The sequence below is a fragment of the Culturomica massiliensis genome, from assembly GCF_900091655.1.
Taxonomy (GTDB): domain Bacteria; phylum Bacteroidota; class Bacteroidia; order Bacteroidales; family Marinifilaceae; genus Culturomica; species Culturomica massiliensis.
Window position 1 is genome coordinate 2,048,369 of sequence record NZ_LT594621.1, and the last position, 18,612, is coordinate 2,066,980.

Genomic DNA, 18,612 nt, shown 5'->3' on the forward strand with positions numbered 1-18,612 from the left:
AAATCTGGCTCTTTTTACCTTTTTATTGTTCGATATCAAGTCTCAATGCCGTGATTACAGCTATTCTCTAAATCTTACGATGACGGCGGATATGTTGATTACCGCTTGTCTCAATGCCGTGATTACAGCTATTCTCTAAATCCGGTTGAAGCTTTGCTTCGATACGAGCATTCTGGGTCTCAATGCCGTGATTACAGCTATTCTCTAAATCTTTTGTATTTTAAGACGAGAAACCAAGAGTTCGTCTCAATGCCGTGATTACAGCTATTCTCTAAATCAATAAAAAGGGGCTGATGACTGAATTTGATAATCATGTCTCAATGCCGTGATTACAGCTATTCTCTAAATCTGAGCGTAGCGATAAGAAAAAGTTGAAACCTTATGTCTCAATGCCGTGATTACAGCTATTCTCTAAATCTGAGCGTAGCGATAAGAAAAAGTTGAAACCTTATGTCTCAATGCCGTGATTACAGCTATTCTCTAAATCTGAGCGTAGCGATAAGAAAAAGTTGAAACCTTATGTCTCAATGCCGTGATTACAGCTATTCTCTAAATCAAACGTTGGTAGTTACCGAGGATACCATGAATAGTCTCAATGCCGTGATTACAGCTATTCTCTAAATCGTTCAAGATGGAGTGATTGTGGCGTTTACGTACTGTCTCAATGCCGTGATTACAGCTATTCTCTAAATCACGCAACCAAACCGGTATTATCTGCTAATGATACGTCTCAATGCCGTGATTACAGCTATTCTCTAAATCTTACGATATCTACGGCATCGCCCGAGAAGAGTTGTCTCAATGCCGTGATTACAGCTATTCTCTAAATCCTGTGCCACAGACTTACAAAATGCCGGTATCATGTCTCAATGCCGTGATTACAGCTATTCTCTAAATCTTATAAAAAGTTAAACAACGTACAGCGGTAAAATGTCTCAATGCCGTGATTACAGCTATTCTCTAAATCTTAGATGTTGATATTACATCTTTGGATAGATATTTGTCTCAATGCCGTGATTACAGCTATTCTCTAAATCCTCATCATTATCAATAATAACTAAAAATTTTTACATTTCATATTTTTCTTTCTTTGCGCTTCCACCAAACTTTTTTCTTTTATTTTATCATCTTTCGCAAAAGTAATATTTTTTTTAATAAAACATTTATAAAAATGCGATAGATACAATATAAGACATTAAAAATAAACAAATTACGACTCAGATGTATTTCGAAACCAATTACAAATTTTATCATTCACTGATAATTTGCGAAATCTTCCTTTTTATTAAAAACATAAATCACTTACTTACAATGCAATACATCAAAGAACTTTTTATCATTCAATATCCATTTTTCGCAAATCAAAACCGTTAAAATCATAGATATTTCTTTTGCGAAAAAATAATATCTTTTATCTATGCAACCGATGTACTTTATACTTCGCTATCAGACATATTACAGATCTCCCCTTTTTCGCAAATGTTCATACCATATAAACATTAGTTATATACTCTTTTCGCTTAGGTAATCTCACGATTTTAGCAAAACATTCCATACATAACGGATAGTATATCACGGTATCCTCCCTACCACAAATCAATTGTCCAATAGCCTCCTGGATTTTCAAAAACTGCACCGGAGTAAACATACATTCAAATACACTCAAATTTACTCTAACTCCATATTTCTCCAATAATTTTGTAATTCCAGCTCTTCTTTTATCATCACTCACATCATAAGCAACCACACAAAATATCCGTTTTGTTCTTTTCATATACCCCCTCCTACCATTTTGCTATATAAGGTTTATAATAAGCCTCTTCATTAACATATGCAGCAATTTCCTTAGCTTGCCGATAAATAATCCGACTAAATTTTATTTCCTCTCCCCTGTATTTTTCATATCGATTGATTCTTTCCAATACATTTTGTACCAACAATTTTCTGGTTTTATCCGATAATAATGTATTATTCATACTCAATGGCTCACCTTTTTGTATCAAACTAATTACAACACGATCAACAGCCTGTGTTCTAAAAAGTTCTATTACATCAAACACAAAAGCCGGTTTACCGGACTGTCGCACATGGAGTACTCCCAACATAGGATTTAACTGAACACCTAATAATGCTTGCCATACCCGGGCATATAAAAGGGCATACCCATAATTCAACAAAGAATTTACCAAATCTGTCGCCCCTTTTCGCTCCCGTGATTCAAATTCAACCCCATCATCCGAAATTAATAATCTGATATAGCCCCAATATTGTACTGCTCCTGCTGATTCCAAAGCAGATAAAGGAATAACATAGTTCCCATCTCTCTGTTTAAAATGCTTTACCTTATCAATAATTTCCTCCAAGCGCACGCATACCTCAGCATATTTTTCAGCCAAAGCTCCAGCTAATACTTTATGATATTTATGAAAATATTTTACCAGATTCAACTGATTTTTCAGTTTTCCATAAATAATCTTTGTAGCTAAATAAGCCCTTCTTTCTATAGGCATGATAACCTGTTTCTCCCACAATGTACTTTCCATGTAGGAAGGGCTTAGGATCGAACCGTAATGCTTTCCAGTACCATCGAAAAAATCAATCGGAATCTTATTCCGCATACAATATTGAATAGCATTGGTAGAGATGGTCACCCCCTTTACAACAACAGTAATATGCTCCAATGCCCGGGACGGATTTTTATGAATCACCTTCCCCTTTAATCTGACAGAAATGCCCCGATTCGTCAAACCAACAAAACACCCATAAGAATTTATCACCAAATCAGTCCCCTCTCCTTCTTTCTTTTGATATTCCCGCTTTTTCCGTTCAATCAATAGCTTATTTTTCTCTTTCTCCGGCTTTTTACTTCTCTTTTCCTGTTTAGCTGAAGTATAAGCAGACAATATCTCTGCGATAAGTACACCTCTCTTCTTATTATTCTCCTCCGCAAAAAAAGTGATCACATTCAAACATTCTCCCAAAATCTTTTTATTCGGAAAAATCAAACTTTGCTTTCTCACCAGATCTTTCAGTTTTTCCCTTAAGACCCGATCCAATTGCAACAATAACTTTGTAGCAAGTAATTTACCATAATAATTCCGAATCCCTTGTAATGTTTCCAGACTTTTTTTAGTAACTCCACCTTCTTCGAGTACAATAGACCGAATCCGTTCTTCCAAATCATCCCGTTTAGATTTAGAGATAGTGATTCCGGTTCTTTTTAAAGTAATCCCTAAAAATTCCACTCCGCTTTTCACGTCGGTAATCACCGGATCGTTGAGTTTTAACAACAGATGCTCTGTCAAAAACTTCGTGGCTTGTTTCTGCATTTGTTCTGCCTGTTCCCGTTTTTCACAAAAAATCAGAAAATCATCTGCATACCGCACATAGGAATCAGTTCTTACCGCAATAAACTTATCAAATGAATGCAAATACAAATTGGCCAATAAAGGAGAAAGCACAGCTCCCTGGGGCACTCCACAGGTAATCTCATTCCACTTCAATTTCTTATTCACCACTCCCATTTTAACACACAATGCAATCAACCGTACCACTTCTTCATCCTGAATCAGTTTCTGAACTTTTTCAAAAAGCAGACTATGGTCGATCGTATCAAAATAGTCATCAATATCCAATTGAAGTATCCAATTATTCTTCTTTATCCGGAACTCACTCATCGTACGCTTAATCGCCTGGACATGCCCTTTCCCGGGACGATAACCGTAACTATTATTCAGGAAGATTTTTTCAAAATAAGGTTCGATCAAATTTTTAATCGCCTGCTGCACAATTTTGTCTTTCACGGACAATAGTCCCAGCTTCCGCTTCTCTGAATCCTTCTTCGGGATCTCCACCCGCAAATAAGGTTCGGGATTCCAACTTCTCGTTTTCAACTGCCTGGTCAATTCCTGAATCTGTTTTTCCGCCTCCTTTTCAAAATCTGCCACAGTCATCCCATCAATGCCTCCTGCCGAATTCTTCTGCTTCACCAACAGCCAGGCATTCCGTAACGTCTGTTCATTGCATAATATTTGAAAAAGGATATCCATATAATGTTAACAAGCCTTCAAACAACCATATCCAACATTCGTTTTGGCTCCAATTCCCCGTTCTAGTAATATATATTTAAACAATTCAAGTTTTTTATCAGCTTGAATCAATCCATCTTTCAGATCAAAATTAAACCGGAATTTAATTCCAGGTAAAATTTTCAAAAATGAAACAGGGTTGGGATTTTTAAGCAAGCTTTTAGAATAATCCTCACTCAAAGTTGCATGAGGAGCTAATGTATCAATTCCTAAAAACTTACCCTTCCTACCAAGAATAAAGGCATCATAAAAAATATCCCTTTTATAAATTCCCAAAGGTTCTTCATTCGTATTCATTCCCCTAAAAATCTCATTTTCCAAATCCTTAATAGAAAAACCAGTATTTTCAATTTTCAATTTTTCCAATAGAGAGATTACATAATTTTCTTTTTCCTCTCTCAACTGCTTTGTTTTTACGGAATCCTCATTATCCTCCTGGTCATACTGAGGAAAAACACTCCGTATACATCCTTTAATAGAGGAACCCGGAATTGCGGGCATACCAGTCGTATAGTCGAAATAAAATCCTAATTTCAAACCAGTATCTTCTTTTTCACCTCTCTCATGTATCCAACCAATCCCTGTTAACAACCCAGGATAAACCGTCTCTAATTCAAAATAATGTTCTGTTGAAGAATAGAAACAATTCTCCACATCCTCATATTGAGAAAATTCACCCTCATCTATATTAAATCCTTTTTCCCAATACAAACGGTTATATTTTAAACCTAAATTACCATTCATATTATTTATCTTTTTTAATACCATAAGTACGGATCATCATTTTCAAAGCAACCGAAGCATCTACAATCCATTGTATATGATCATTTAAACGAAGATCTTCTCGAACCACCATTTCTTTCAATTCTTCAGCATTTTTTCCCAAATTTCTTTCCGGAAACTCTGATAATACTTCTCCAATAGCAGTTAATATAATTTTTCTGGAATTATGATAATAAATAATAGCAGACTTCAATCCTAAGTTAATGACAATCGCTCCAAAACCAGCTAAATAAGCTTCATATTCCGATTTATCAACTAACCATACTCCTTCATTATTCTTTTTTAATATACCTGTTGATTGTAACGCTTTATCTGCAGCAACCAACATTTTTTCCATTCTCTTCTTATTAATCATGAAATCCCCCTTTCTATACTTCTTTTACATTTTTAACAACACAATAACCATAACCAATCGAACCGTTAGCGCCAATTTGTACACATTTACCCATCTTTATCAATTCATCAAAAAAGTTATTAGCATCCGATTCTTTCGATAGATCATTGGCATAACTACTTACAAAAAAGATAAACCGACTTTGGCGAGGCACTATCTGTTCATAGAAAAGATTCTTACTTTCACCATTATTCAAATAATTTCTGGCAACAACCGGTAAATTATAATCACTTACCAAATCTTTAAATTCCTGATCTGAAAAGATAACCCAATCTTCAGAAGGGAAAAGCTTTTTCATTATATCGGTCACTTTATTATTAGAAGAGAATCGATCTGCATATTCTATAAAATATTGACCTCTGATGTTATTTCCATCTGAAGTACAAGGCAAATTCACATTGCTTTCCTTCAATTTTTTCGTCATCTTTGTTAGATTTTGAAAAAATTCTATCTGTTCACTATTTTCAAACATGATCTTTGCCATATCACAAATTTTATTCAGGATCATAGGACATGTTGCCAGAAAATAAGGACGTATATTACTCCTCATCGGCAAAGCCAATAACATAGCATCATGAAATATTGTCTCTCCCTTTACCACTTTCCGTTTTCCAGGGGATTGATTTTCCTCACTCTTTTTCTGTCCGGCCGGATTCTCACTTCCAAAAATTAATTCTATTTTATTAAACTTATCTTTATCTTCTCCCCATTGTATTCTGGCATATTCTCTTAAAGCCCCCTTTAAGCTAGAGGCATTAATTATCGGAGTTTCATCAATATGATCACGCTGAACTAAATTGTCAATAATCCCTTGATCACTTTTTCCATTTCCAACGTGTAAATTTGTTTGACAACAAATTAAATAGGCATTTACTTGATTTTTCATATCTCTTTATTTTTATAATTCTATCCGACAATAATTATACCCAATCCGATGAAAAGGATGATTAATTATACCTTCTACAAATTTGTTTACATTATGACAATAAAATACAGCTCCCCTTGTCACCAGTTTTATATCTTCACTTTTACGGGGCAGTTGGCTTACGGCAGTCCGCTTCTCATCTGTATCAAAGGCCATATATTTTGTCCTGTCCATATCACTAAAATCAGTCATTTTTGTCAAGGTTCGGATATAACGAAAATTCAATGTATCGATCAAGGCAAACTCACAATACCGCAGTAATTCTTCTGGTATAAAACAATCTGACAATAATACAACTCTACCCTCTGATTCTGGATATTCTTCTAATTTTACCTCAAAACTAAAATCTTCTTTAAAAATTTTCACTCTAAACTCACTCTGATCTCCTCCCATAAAGGCCAGAAAAGAAACATTTTCTTTCAATTCCTTTTCGGTTTGTATATACATGCAAAAAGAAAATTCCTTAGCCATACTATAACGTATCTGTTTAAAGAATCCTTTATCATCATCAATATCCTCTCTATTCTTCAAGTTTCCGACCTGTTCCTTGCTAAAAAAAATTTCATCATAAGTTAAAATATTCTCTCTTTCATTCATTTTATAACGCCATGCTTTTGGACGCTCATGTTTATAATCAAAAGCTAACAAACGGGGTGCTAAAGCTTGTCGGTTTACTACACCCGAAATAACACGTTCTGCTTTCCAGGGTCTATATTGAATCTGAGTCCATTTTTCTTTATCCTCTAGTTGGAAATATAATCCAGCCTCTTCCATTAGCCCATATTTTTCATGCCAAAGAAACAGTGGAGAAAGACGCTCAATAATTCCGATCGGACGATCCGTCCCATCAAAACCATAAGCTCCAATCAATTGAGTTAACTCTAATTTATCATCAGAATTTTTCAATGATAATAATCCACTTCGTAAAGCATATCTCAACATTCCTAAGATAGTTGTTTGCTGAGGTATTGGACGTGACTCTACCCTATAGTTGGCACGCTCATCATCATCTACAAATGTCTTTTCTCCTCCCAAAAAATAAGTACCAACCGGTTTTATACATATTTTATAAGTAAATCCCATAATTCGTTATTTTACTTCTTCTAAACCATTAATAAATTTAACTATCCGCAATACATCATATATCAACAACATCGGATCGGTTTTTTCTGATAATATAATAGTATATATTTCTTCTACTAACTTTTCAACCTTACCCAAAAAAGAATCTTTTGCATCCTCCTGGTACCCTTCGACATTATGAATAAAAAACTGTTGTATTCTATCTTTTTTATTCTGTATAGTAATGTTGTCCAATAATTTTTGTTTTTCAATATTTCCAATCATTGCTTTAAACACAGCCTGATGTCCTCTTAAGCAACGCGTTACTCCCCATAGAACATTCTCATCTAAATTCTCATAAGTCAACAACTCTTCAAACTTCTCCCATAGAGTTGAACCGAAATGCATACAAAAATCAAAATCAGATCCACTATGACGTAAAATTTTACAACGGATTCCATTCCCACCATTAGCTTTCATTTCATACATCAAATCAAAAGCTGCCTGATGTGCCTCTCCTAATGGATACTTATAATAAGTAATAGATACCCCAAAGGACAAAGTTGGCAATATGCCTCCCTCTTTTTGCTCCCCAAGCAATTCACTCATACAAGCAGTAAAATCAACATTCAATTCTTCCAACAAATGAAACAAAGTATTATTTTCTTCTTCATCTCTTAATGGAGCAAAGAAAAATAGGTCGTCTCCTCCCGCATATACAGGGATTCCCCCATAAGTTTTGATTCTTTTAGCCGCTCCTTTTGCCCATTTGAATAAAGCATTCGACACCTCTTGTATGGCATTCTCTGAAGAATCTGGATGAGTCTGAAGATAATAATCTATATATCTTTGGTTAAACTTCCCCATTTTATCACCATCCGATTGAATTACAGCCACATACTTATGGTGATTTTTAAAGTTCTCAGGAAATGCTGCTTTTATTCCTTCCAAGAAATCAGTATCTTCAGCTTCATCTGTCATTATTATTTTATTCCAAACCAACTTCTCATATTTTACCCGATCTAATCCATATAGGCCTTTAGTGGCAATTTCAACTAAAGAAGGCATCCGCTTCATTTGATTTTCAACAAAAGCTTTTTCATACAACGCCATCTTTGGAATCATCCGGAATAGATCAGTTAGTTTAAAAGTCCCATAGGGAGTTACTTTCCCTTGCAATTCAATGGTATTAAATACTTGATCTAATAATGTCAGAAAATTTTTTTCTTTCTTGTCTTCTTCTGGTAGAACTGAAACATCGAGAACAAAATAATAAATCAGCAAATAATCTTTCAAAAATTTTCGAAGAACCTCTACCGGATAATCTCCGATTTTAGATAAAATGTTCCCTTTTTCATCTATTCCGATAATCTCTTTCAATAATTCTTCCCGGGCTTCCTCTATCAAAGCATCCAGATCCGGGACAGAATTATCCTTACAGTAATATACAAGATGGTCCGGATACAGTCCAACTCCTTGTAATTCAAAATTGTCTTCTGAATATGGAATGATAATTTGTTCTCTGTTTCCTACTTTAGAAACTAAAATTTTCATCAGAGTCGAAAAAAGGAAACTACTCATCCATGTTTCACGTGTTTTTCTCGCTTTTATTAAAGTATTCACTATCGGCCCGATAGTCATGCAAATATATTTTCTCATCCTACTTTTTATTAAATATTTTTGTATATCCTAATGGAGCATCATCATTCTCATATTGTATTTTTTCTTTGCTAACATCCGATCTCCCTGCTTGTCTAGCATTCGAATAATTATACTTACGAGTACATAAGGCATCATTTAAAGCGTATTCAATAAATTCAGGTAAAGAAAAATCTTTCGGAATAACTAACTCTTCTATGGCTTTTTTATTCTGAAAGATCCTAACCTTTCTTGCACTTTTTTTTCCTCTACTTTTTAAATAATAAGAAAAACAAAAACCTTTTCCTTTTATTTCATCAGGAATGTCATTTCCAAGTAAATAAATCGTTTGTCCAATCACTTTAAATAATAAAGGAGAAGCTATACGCTGAATACTTTTATTACAACTGTCTATTTCAATAATCAATTTTTCCTTTTTATCCTCACTATTAACTAGAAATTCATACTGTTCTGCAAGTCCCAAAACAGCTCTTAAATAAATATAGTTCGGTTCTGGAACATCCTCCCACACAGCTTTGCTATCATCATACCAAGGTGCATGATCTGCCTTTAAAGGGACAACGTTATGTACAGCTCTTTTAATAAACCTTTTCTCCCAACGATATTTTTCTTTCATACGAAGTCCATAACGGAACATCTTAGCCTTGGCATACGTTTCTCCTCCTAATTTAGCTCTCCCAGACTTCAACAATCTGTAATCTTTCTGGATGGTTTGGAAGAAAGTACGTTGTGTATTTTTCACTTCTTTACTATAGGCAAAAGCAAAATTGGCTTTCCATACTTTCTCTAAGTCTGTTAATGTCCATGTATTGTACACACCACTTTCATCTGCTTTAGCCAACACCATAAATCCTCCAAATCCTTTACTCTGCCGTGTTCCAAAATTTGTACACGCAAAAAATTCCCGGATATAAACTTCTAGCAAATGATTTATATCCTGATAAAAACTTCTACACGTCAAATTTATCCACCCTGGATATAAAATTCCTTTCTTTTCCAGCTTCTCCCAAACTCCACTCTGAAATTTAAAATTTGCTCCAGAACCTGTGATTAATTTTACTTTCTGCTCTTCCTGGGCAAAAAAAGGAGTTCCGTCTAAACAACGTATACCCTTACTAATTATTTCATCATACCGTTTATCATTTTTTTCATCTTCAGCATTATTATACAATTGAGCAGTAATATAATACATCCGTGATTCATTACTGTAGTTATATTCAGCATTTTTCCCTTTCAATTCTAATTCCAAACATTGATTGTCAAAGTGCTGATCTTTTCCTGCCAATCGGATTGTACTTCCCTCTACTATATAACTTTCCGGGATAATATTCATCTTATAATCTAAAGCAGGATGAGCTCCTTCCCCTATAAACCAATTTTTCATGGCAGCTATTAAACATCCCCGTCCATATTCATCCAACTGATCCCATTCTTTTCTCTGCAAGCGGGGAAGTTGACTATTCCAATTTTTCGCTTCTTCAGTCCACCGGCATAATTGAGTGATCCATTCTGCATCGTATAGATCATATTTACCAGAATTATTTTCCTCCTGTGTACATGTCTTTCCTAACTTCGTCAAGATAAATCGATCAAGCCGTGGTTTTACCTCCGAAGCCCGCAAAGTAGCCCCTGCTTGCTGCCACTGAAAGTGGATCAAGGGCGTATGCTGTTTTAGTTTTACTTCCAGTCTATACATATAATTATTGTTTGAAATAACTTTTCAATTCCTGAATACTTTGATTCAATTTTTGCAATTCCTCTTTTATAGGTTCGACTTCTCCAGCAACAAGACGATCTTCCATATTTATCAACTTTTTCTCTAACTCTTCCAACCTATACATTCCTCTGTCCAGTAATTTCATTTTTTGCTTTCGTTGAAATTCATTATCACTGTATTCATCTTCCAGTTCCTTCTCTTTTAAACGAGTTGTACATTTCACCATAATAGTCATTACGATCAAATAGGCAATAAATGCTAAAGTCATCGCAGTTATTACAATTAATAGCTTTAAATAACAAAGACGGTAAAAACATGCAAACAAAATAATTAACACCAGCAGGAATATTCCAAAAACACCTGCCAACAACGATTCTTTTTTCATAACTTCGTTTTTCTATACTTTAACCACAAATAAATACCTATTGTCACCATCAAAAGTATGGGAACCTGAATAGCCAGCGACCGTCCCTCAAATTCACTCTGAAAAATAGAATTCATCCCAAAAAATCCGGTAATAATCGTAGCAGGCAAAAACAACGCAGCCAATACATTTAAATGAGCCCCCTGTTCGTTCCGGTTGGAGTCGATTAATAAAGAGATATACTGATGCAATTCACCGATTTCAGACTCCAAATCTTCTATCTGTTCTTCTATCTGAAATTGTTTTCCTAAAATCTGATACAACTCGATACCTTGCTCCTGAGAAGTAACCGACCGGAAAAAAATCTGATTCACAAACCGGATATATTCTTTATACAAGGAAGCTATTTTTATCGCATTATCCCTGTAATTCTCTTTCGTCAACTGACTTAAAACCGTCACCTCACCTGAAAAACGCAGCATGGAAGCTCTTTGTACCAAAACCAATTCTATCATCCGAGAATAAACGGTTCGCATGTAAACCTGTAATACATCTTTTGCGAATAAATTTTCATCTGTAAGTAACACCATCGAATAACGTGAAACCCCATAAAGACTTCCCGTTCCTTGCCAACGCGTATAAGTAGCCATCTTTAAAAGTTCTGCTTTCATTTCTCCGTTACTACAACAAGGGAAATCAGCATCGACAAACACATATTTATACCAAAAGTCTTTTTCCAGAAATTTTTCAAAATGTTTTTTTTGCTGTTCTTCTTTATTTTTTTCTCTTATTTCCTCCAATAGATCCCCAGGTATCCGGAATTCTTTAGCTACATCATCATTTCCATACCAACAATTGACAAACATTCTGTCGTCAATCACCGGTGTGATTTCCAAATTCTGCATCAGATCAGAAATCAAATTACAAATAAACGCCCCCGGACACCAAGTTGAATCCGTCCGATAGCCTTTAAAATCTTCCTGATACCTGAATTTTTCTCCTTCCAACCCCTCAATCCGGATAGATTCTGCAATTTCACCTCTCCCCTCAATATCCGCATAAAAAGGCGGAAATATCCGGCGACCATACTGGTTTATATCCAAAATAGCCTGAGGTTCTTTATAATCTGTATTTTCCAAATAAAAAGTCAGCATCCCTACTCCGGTAGAATAAAAATTCAGATTAATGGAATCTACCCGCAACCGATAATGGAATCTACGAGATTTTACTTCACCTTTATCCTTAGTGATATCAATATGATAAAAAACTTTTTTATACTTCGGTTCTTTTCGTTCATAATGTTTCAATAGAGTATTTTCATTGGTACTATCGTACAGAACAGGATGCACAAATTCAAAATAATAATTTTTTTCATTATATAACTCCTGCTTTTCCTGTTCATCCGGCTCTGAATTCGCTTCCCATTCACTATATGACTGCGGTTGTATCTGCCCGAGATTCACTTCTTCTGAAAAAGTCGCATATTCGCGACCTAGAACGTCCCATTTAAATGGAAAATAAAAAATATGATAACTATTCACAGTAATATACTTTATAATCTGACGTTTCAACCTCAGGATACGTTCCACATCCCACTTCCCCTTTGTTCCTATATAACCGGAAGGTCCTCCCCCATAATACAGAGGAGGCGGCTGAATTTTATCTTTAATGTAAATATCAATTAATTTATCGGTCCTTTTTCCATAATAGCACAAGGTTTCATCAGTATAAACCAATAAACTTTCATATGGCCAGAGACGATCACAAATAGGGGAAAAGCGATCCGAAAAAGCACGAACGATTTTCAAATTAGCATATTCTTCGAGATTTTCGGCAATCGCTCTCTCGGCCAATTGTTCTTCATTTGGGGTTACCCCCTGAGCCGCCCGATCTTCCCGACGTATTCTATCAATTTCTTCCCGAACAGCCCCCCTCTTCAGCATACCCGGAATATACTCCGAATCATTAGCTGCTACCAAAAACTGCCACCGGGTCAAAGGATATTCCAGCAAAGCAGCTACCTGCTCCAAAGAAGAAGGACGCCCACTATAATCACCGTGGTGATCAATCCGAACATAATTGGTATATCGGGAAGCTATCCCATCATCCTGTAACTCTACCCCAAAAATAGTTGTCTCAGGCTGATTCCCATATTTTTCCAACTCTTCTCTATATGCAGATAAAACAGCTTTCTCCCAATTCAAATGCCGATCAAAAAAACAGATTCCTTGCTGTTCTAACAAAACAGCTATCTCCATCATCTCCAAATCATATCCTCCTAATAAAAAAATCTTTATTTTCATATATTCGACATTTATATTTGTTCATTGCGATAATTTTTCCAACTATTTATCCGATATTGGCCGAGGCCGTATATGGTGTCGTTACCGACCCCGAGTTCCTGCATATATAACATCAATTGCCGGTAGTCAGAAGTACGGTCGGAATAGTCTATCTCCCCGATATAACCGTGAAAAAGTATCGATTTTTTCTCCCCTTCTTTTGGGGTTCCTGCTAATGAGATTCTTTCCAGTGCTGCCCTTTGTAACAAAGGAATACACGCCCGCTCCAAGTAATGGTCGATACATTCGTATGCCTCCCGGCAATAGGCAGCATTTTCCGGATATACATACAACACGGCTAATTTCAAACTACGAAAGGCCACAGAACGCACAAACTGATAATAGCTGGGAAAACCGTTCAACTTTTCCTGATAACCCGAACTTCTTACTTTACCGAGTCGGTTTTCATGCAGCAAAACGGGTGTCTGAAAAGAAATTGTCAGACCCGGAAAACACTTGAACCGGGCAAAATCCTCAAATGTAACCGGCATTTGTAACTTTTCCACTTTCTTTGTAGTTTCGGAAGCAATCCGCCGGATCCCCAAAACCGGATGCCGTTCACAAATATCCACCAAGTTAAAAGGCTCCATCGGATGCCCTATTCCTCTGGCACACATTTGCCGTAATGCTTCAACGTAATATTTATAATAAACGGCATGGTTTCCTATCAATAACAAAGAAAAAGACAATATCTCTCCCCGGCGGATAAATCGTCGGGGTTCATAGGCATGCATTAATTCCGGTCCTAACTTGAGCACAAGCCCTTTAGGGAAACCTCCAGTCAAATTTTTATATAAAGGATGAGTTTCTTTCAGCGGAAAACGTTCAAGGACATCCAGCAAAGAAATATCCTTCCTTACGCAAACGTTTGCACAGGCATATAATAAATTATTCCGTATCACAGCTCCCGGCCATGCATTCCAAAAGCCATCGTTCTTTGCCATAATACGCACCTCTAAGCGATGATAAACCAAGGATTCGATATATTGATTCCAGTTTTCCATTAATTATATTATATGAATTATAAATAAATACACAACAATTGTATTTGCAATATAATCATTAATTTCTATTAAAACAACTAAATGTATACAAAAAAAAGAGATCATTACTGATCTCTTTTTCTAAAATTCTTGCAAAAATCTAACGCATAGCTTTCAGATTCAGCGCATACAAAATGATAAAAACGACGGTAAATAAGGCCGAGAATAGCATTCCCATAACGACAATCATCGAAAAGCCGGCAAAATAGGGTACAACGAAAAGCAGCAGCAATTGAGCGACAGTATAAATATAAAATCCGATACGACGAAGGGAAAACATCAGAATAGCTCCGCATAAACTCAATAAAGAAAGTACCAGACTAATTACAGCTATGGACTTTGCATGCATCATCGTCGCCTGCATAACCTCCTGCGATGAACTCAAGATACCGGAAAGAAAAGAAGTTCCGGCTCCGGATTCCATATTATCCATCATAGTATTGAGCTGCTCGGTCTGAGCACTCACATCCACCAGATTTGTAAACAAAAGACTAAATAATTGGGATAGTACGCCCCAACCGCTACCGATAAAGGTTAAAATACACAATACGGTCAAAAATGTAGGCCGCTTCAATTGATTTGTTTCAAAAGGATTTTCCATAATTTCTTATTTTTATTACTACAAAAATAAAGAAAAAAAGGAAAGATGTATAAGGGAAACTAAAAACCTCATAATTTTCTCTTTCAGGTAATTCGAAATACAGTCTGTAGATTTTAAATCAAAACCACAATTTTTGCGGATTTTCAGATCGTCAGATTTCCCATAGATCAAAAGTTTCAGTGATCGTTTACACCCCAAATCAACATTGACAAATGACTCCGGTCGTTAATTAAAAATGAATCTGTAGTATCTGTAAAATCTGCGGATCCGATCGTAAATGAATACCGGAATATCCGAATCCGGAACCTGAGATTCAAACGTTTTCAGAATTCCTCCGGAAAATTTGTTAAGTCCGAATGAAACCTCTACATTTGAGAAAAATTTCTACAAATTTAATAGCAGTTATGAAAAGAGATACAGTAATATTTGATCTGATTGAAAAAGAATGCCATCGCCAAAAAGAAGGTATTGAGCTGATTGCTTCAGAAAATTTTGTCAGTGAAGAAGTAATGCAGGCTATGGGGTCCTGCCTGACCAACAAATATGCAGAAGGTTATCCCGGAGCCCGTTATTACGGCGGTTGTCAAATTGTAGACCAGACAGAACAGTTGGCTATTGACCGGGCTTGCAAATTATTCGGAGCCGAATATGCAAACGTTCAGCCGCATTCCGGCGCACAGGCTAATGCAGCTGTTTTCTTCGCCTGTATGAAACCGGGCGATACTTTTTTGGGTTTGGATTTAGCTCACGGAGGTCACCTGTCACACGGTTCTCCCGTTAACCTTTCCGGTATCAACTACAAACCCGTTCCTTATCATGTAAAAGAGGAAACCGGCAGGGTTGATTATGACGAAATGGAAAAACTGGCCTTGGAACATCAGCCCAAAATGATCGTTTGCGGAGCTTCTGCCTATTCCAGAGACTGGGATTACAAACGCATGCGTGAAATCGCCGACAAAGTAAATGCTTTATTGATGTGCGATATGTCCCATCCGGCCGGTTTAATCGCCAAAGGCTTGTTGAACAACCCGTTTGAATATTGTCACATCATAACGACCACGACTCACAAAACATTGCGGGGACCGCGCGGAGGTATGATTCTTCTGCCCAAAGATTTCCCGAACCCATGGGGACAAACAACACCGAAAGGCGAAATCAAAATGATGTCACAAGTACTCAATTTTGCCGTATTCCCGGGACAACAAGGCGGTCCGCTGGAACATGTCATTGCTGCCAAAGCCGTTGCCTTTGAAGAAGCTCTTTCTGATTCATATACCGAATATGCTGTACAGATGCAAAAGAATGCCAAAGCTATGGCTCAGGCTTTCATTGACAAAGGATACAAAGTTGTTTCAGGCGGCACTGACAATCATTGCATGCTGATCGATTTACGTACAAAATTCCCGGAATTAACCGGTAAAAAGGCTGAAAATACATTGGTAAAAGCCGATATTACCATCAACAAGAATATGGTACCGTTTGACAGCCGTTCTCCGTTCCAGACATCCGGTATACGCGTCGGCACACCTGCTATTACAACCCGCGGACTGAAAGAAGCCGATATGACTGTAATTGTAGATATGATCGACCGGATCCTGTCGAACATCGATGATGAGAATGTCATTGCACAAGTAAAGAAAGAAGTGAACGCCATGATGAATCCACGTCCGATGTTTGCCTGGTAAGCATCAAAATTAAAAATAAAAAACCGAAGGTTCAGCCTTCGGTTTTTTTATATCACATTTTTTATTTCAAGATTTTAAAAGCAATATCGAGATAACGGTCCAGATCGATTGTCTTTTCCCGGTTATACTCATCGCTCCGCTTATGTCCCAAACGAACAACGATGGCATTTTTCTGTGGGATAGCAAAAATATACTGTCCCCCTAATCCCCGAAATGCAGGGAATTGCATTCCTTTATAATGCACAATCCATATCTGAAAGCCGTAATAATCCAACGCCCCGTCCCCGAACTCATTTTCCAGATAGGCAGCCGGAGCCATCGCTTCCGCCATATAAGCTTCAGAAACCAATTGACGCCCATTCCAATTCCCGTTATGCAACATCAAACGGGCAAAACGAGCCACATCCCGGGCCGTCGTATTAAAGCAGCAATAAGATTTTTCATCTCCTCCCTTCTTATCCAAATTCCACAAGGCATCGTTGCAGGCCTGCATCGGTTTCCAAAGTTTCTCCTGTGCATAATCACTGATCGTACGGCCGGTGGCCGCTTCCAAAACAAACGATAAAAGCTGGGTATCCCCGCTCTTATATGAATACTGCTTTCCCGGTTCCGTTTCCGGCTCGAGTCCCATAACCAACTCCCGTATATTGTCCCCGTAATAGGCCTGCGTCGTCTTGGAAAAAAGAGCCGTATAAGCCTCGTCCCAATTTAAACCCGAACTCATCGTCAATAAATTACGCACCGTAATCCTGGATTTTTCACCTTGCTGAAATTCCGGCAGATACTTACCGACCGGATCATCCAGACTTTTGATATACCCTTCATCGCAGGCGACCCCGATCAACAACCCCACAATACTTTTCGTCGCGGAAAAAATATTCGATAAGGTTCGAGGAGTCCAGTCTTCCCGGTATTCCTCATACAAAATACTGTCATTTTGTATAACCAGAAAAGCCACGGTTTTCAACTCGTCAAGATAAGCATTATCGGCACTGTCCAAAACATAGGTGTTACAATCCGGAGCAACCGGCCATTCCCAGCATGTATCCGGTTTTTCAACCGTATGGGAGGCAAACAAATAGGTATCGGAAATATCCGGATACCAATGAATCAATGCCTCCCGCATATAGGTAGGCATACATAAAAAGAACAGGGCGATCAGTACCAATATGGCCGAACTGATCCGCAACCGCTTTCTGCTCATCATAATCATTTACTTTTTTTGTCAAACCTGCATAAATCCTCCGTCTTCAAGCCGGAAGGCAAAAAACGATCTATATTACCTCCATTCATATATATATTGCGGACAATCGTGGAACTGATAAAAGTGTGTTCGGTCGATGTCAAAATAAAAACCGTCTCTATTTCCGAATCCATGGCCCGGTTAGCCTGCCCTACAGCCCGTTCGTACTCAAAATCAGCCGCCGTTCTCAAACCTCTGATAATAATAGGCGCTCCCATCTCTTTACAAAAATCAACGGTCAAGCCGGAATAAGGTTCTACAATAACCCGATCCGTATAAGAGAAAACTTTCTGTATTAATTGCACCCGGCTATCGACATCCAGAAATTCCTTTTTCAGAGCATTCACTCCGACAGCAATCACAATTTTATCGAAAATCTTCAACCCCCGGTTTACAATTTCTTCATGACCGACAGTAAAAGGATCAAAAGAACCGGGAAATACTGCTATTTTTTCCATAATTTAAAATCAAAGGTCGGAAGAGACAAAAAGCCTGGAAAGGATGAACAGCAACATATCCGGCATTTTAACACCTCAGACCGGTTTAAGGATACAAACATAGATAAACAAACGTTATAAACGAAAGAAAAAAAAGAAAAAGTGCCGACAAACTTACAGTTTATAATCTATCTTATCGTTCCAAGAATAAATACTGAAATTTTTCTATAATTTTCTTAGAATTTGATACAATTTCGGATTTTATTTAA

At 37.0% G+C, this 18,612-nt stretch carries 15 protein-coding genes and 1 CRISPR repeat array (1 of these 16 running past the window's edge); of the genes, 1 reads left to right on the plus strand and 14 read right to left on the minus strand.

Annotated features, from left to right (window positions below; all coding sequences use genetic code 11):
• Window positions 1–1,037: direct repeats of the CRISPR family, unit length 35 nt; unit sequence GTCTCAATGCCGTGATTACAGCTATTCTCTAAATC (it extends 30 nt beyond the left edge of the window).
• Between the two features lie 446 nt (window positions 1,038–1,483).
• The 12 genes from cas2 to BN8908_RS10170 all read right to left on the minus strand — a co-directional run bounded on the left by cas2 (window position 1,484) and on the right by BN8908_RS10170 (window position 14,978).
• Window positions 1,484–1,774 carry a CRISPR-associated endonuclease Cas2 gene (gene cas2, locus BN8908_RS10115; RefSeq protein ID WP_068690382.1) on the minus strand — a complete coding sequence of 97 codons (291 nt, stop codon included), beginning with the start codon at window positions 1,772–1,774 and terminating at the stop codon, window positions 1,484–1,486.
• 10 nt (window positions 1,775–1,784) lie between these two features.
• Entirely contained in the window at window positions 1,785–4,049 is a 2,265-nt protein-coding gene (cas1, locus tag BN8908_RS10120) for a CRISPR-associated endonuclease Cas1 (RefSeq protein WP_068690383.1), read from the minus strand.
• 6 nt (window positions 4,050–4,055) lie between these two features.
• Window positions 4,056–4,832, minus strand: a complete 777-nt coding sequence (cmr6, locus tag BN8908_RS10125) for a type III-B CRISPR module RAMP protein Cmr6 (protein WP_161945864.1) — start codon at window positions 4,830–4,832, stop codon at window positions 4,056–4,058.
• Window position 4,833: 1 nt separating this feature from the next.
• The gene (locus BN8908_RS10130; RefSeq protein WP_148453269.1) at window positions 4,834–5,208 is read right to left on the minus strand and encodes a hypothetical protein; all 375 of its coding nucleotides are present in this window, start codon (window positions 5,206–5,208) and stop codon (window positions 4,834–4,836) included.
• Window positions 5,209–5,239: 31 nt separating this feature from the next.
• On the minus strand, window positions 5,240–6,151 hold the full coding sequence (cmr4, locus tag BN8908_RS10135; RefSeq protein WP_068690387.1) for a type III-B CRISPR module RAMP protein Cmr4: 912 nt from the start codon (window positions 6,149–6,151) through the stop codon (window positions 5,240–5,242).
• Between the two features lie 12 nt (window positions 6,152–6,163).
• Window positions 6,164–7,273, minus strand: a complete 1,110-nt coding sequence (locus BN8908_RS10140; protein WP_068690389.1) for a type III-B CRISPR module-associated Cmr3 family protein — start codon at window positions 7,271–7,273, stop codon at window positions 6,164–6,166.
• 6 nt (window positions 7,274–7,279) lie between these two features.
• A complete protein-coding gene (cas10, locus tag BN8908_RS10145) occupies window positions 7,280–8,911 on the minus strand; it encodes a type III-B CRISPR-associated protein Cas10/Cmr2 (RefSeq protein WP_068690390.1) in 1,632 nt (543 codons plus the stop codon).
• Between the two features lies 1 nt (window position 8,912).
• The gene (locus BN8908_RS18805; protein ID WP_068690391.1) at window positions 8,913–10,607 is read right to left on the minus strand and encodes a hypothetical protein; all 1,695 of its coding nucleotides are present in this window, start codon (window positions 10,605–10,607) and stop codon (window positions 8,913–8,915) included.
• Window positions 10,608–10,611: 4 nt separating this feature from the next.
• Window positions 10,612–11,013 (minus strand): hypothetical protein, encoded by a 402-nt coding sequence (locus BN8908_RS10155; protein ID WP_068690395.1) that lies wholly within the window; start codon window positions 11,011–11,013, stop codon window positions 10,612–10,614.
• Complete coding sequence (locus BN8908_RS10160) at window positions 11,010–13,295, minus strand: CorA family divalent cation transporter (protein WP_148453273.1); 2,286 nt, start codon at window positions 13,293–13,295, stop codon at window positions 11,010–11,012. The genes BN8908_RS10155 and BN8908_RS10160 overlap by 4 nt, the downstream gene beginning before the upstream one ends.
• Window positions 13,296–13,306: 11 nt before the next feature.
• Window positions 13,307–14,338 carry a CRISPR system precrRNA processing endoribonuclease RAMP protein Cas6 gene (cas6, locus tag BN8908_RS10165; RefSeq protein ID WP_068690396.1) on the minus strand — a complete coding sequence of 344 codons (1,032 nt, stop codon included), beginning with the start codon at window positions 14,336–14,338 and terminating at the stop codon, window positions 13,307–13,309.
• Window positions 14,339–14,477: 139 nt separating this feature from the next.
• Entirely contained in the window at window positions 14,478–14,978 is a 501-nt protein-coding gene (locus BN8908_RS10170) for a hypothetical protein (RefSeq protein ID WP_021987478.1), read from the minus strand.
• A 404-nt stretch (window positions 14,979–15,382) separates the two neighbouring features.
• Between BN8908_RS10170 and glyA the strand changes: the two genes are divergently transcribed.
• Entirely contained in the window at window positions 15,383–16,663 is a 1,281-nt protein-coding gene (gene glyA, locus BN8908_RS10175) for a serine hydroxymethyltransferase (RefSeq protein ID WP_021987477.1), read from the plus strand.
• Window positions 16,664–16,724: 61 nt separating this feature from the next.
• Here the strand turns inward: glyA and BN8908_RS10180 are convergent, their stop codons facing one another.
• Window positions 16,725–17,870, minus strand: a complete 1,146-nt coding sequence (locus BN8908_RS10180; protein ID WP_068690397.1) for a serine hydrolase domain-containing protein — start codon at window positions 17,868–17,870, stop codon at window positions 16,725–16,727.
• 2 nt (window positions 17,871–17,872) lie between these two features.
• Window positions 17,873–18,364: a pantetheine-phosphate adenylyltransferase gene (gene coaD, locus BN8908_RS10185; protein ID WP_021987475.1), complete on the minus strand. Its 492-nt coding sequence runs from the start codon at window positions 18,362–18,364 to the stop codon at window positions 17,873–17,875.
• Between the last annotated feature and the right edge of the window lie 248 nt (window positions 18,365–18,612).

What these genes read in the sequence shown, in the direction of transcription:
- cas2 (WP_068690382.1), bottom strand. Translation starts at nt 1,774, where the DNA reads ATGAAAAGAACAAAACGGATATTTTGTGTGGTTGCTTATGATGTGAGT.
- cas1 (WP_068690383.1), bottom strand. Translation starts at nt 4,049, where the DNA reads ATGGATATCCTTTTTCAAATATTATGCAATGAACAGACGTTACGGAAT.
- cmr6 (WP_161945864.1), bottom strand. Translation starts at nt 4,832, where the DNA reads ATGAATGGTAATTTAGGTTTAAAATATAACCGTTTGTATTGGGAAAAA.
- BN8908_RS10130 (WP_148453269.1), bottom strand. Translation starts at nt 5,208, where the DNA reads ATGGAAAAAATGTTGGTTGCTGCAGATAAAGCGTTACAATCAACAGGT.
- cmr4 (WP_068690387.1), bottom strand. Translation starts at nt 6,151, where the DNA reads ATGAAAAATCAAGTAAATGCCTATTTAATTTGTTGTCAAACAAATTTA.
- BN8908_RS10140 (WP_068690389.1), bottom strand. Translation starts at nt 7,273, where the DNA reads ATGGGATTTACTTATAAAATATGTATAAAACCGGTTGGTACTTATTTT.
- cas10 (WP_068690390.1), bottom strand. Translation starts at nt 8,911, where the DNA reads ATGAGAAAATATATTTGCATGACTATCGGGCCGATAGTGAATACTTTA.
- BN8908_RS18805 (WP_068690391.1), bottom strand. Translation starts at nt 10,607, where the DNA reads ATGTATAGACTGGAAGTAAAACTAAAACAGCATACGCCCTTGATCCAC.
- BN8908_RS10155 (WP_068690395.1), bottom strand. Translation starts at nt 11,013, where the DNA reads ATGAAAAAAGAATCGTTGTTGGCAGGTGTTTTTGGAATATTCCTGCTG.
- BN8908_RS10160 (WP_148453273.1), bottom strand. Translation starts at nt 13,295, where the DNA reads ATGAAAATAAAGATTTTTTTATTAGGAGGATATGATTTGGAGATGATG.
- cas6 (WP_068690396.1), bottom strand. Translation starts at nt 14,338, where the DNA reads ATGGAAAACTGGAATCAATATATCGAATCCTTGGTTTATCATCGCTTA.
- BN8908_RS10170 (WP_021987478.1), bottom strand. Translation starts at nt 14,978, where the DNA reads ATGGAAAATCCTTTTGAAACAAATCAATTGAAGCGGCCTACATTTTTG.
- glyA (WP_021987477.1), top strand. Translation starts at nt 15,383, where the DNA reads ATGAAAAGAGATACAGTAATATTTGATCTGATTGAAAAAGAATGCCAT.
- BN8908_RS10180 (WP_068690397.1), bottom strand. Translation starts at nt 17,870, where the DNA reads ATGATGAGCAGAAAGCGGTTGCGGATCAGTTCGGCCATATTGGTACTG.
- coaD (WP_021987475.1), bottom strand. Translation starts at nt 18,364, where the DNA reads ATGGAAAAAATAGCAGTATTTCCCGGTTCTTTTGATCCTTTTACTGTC.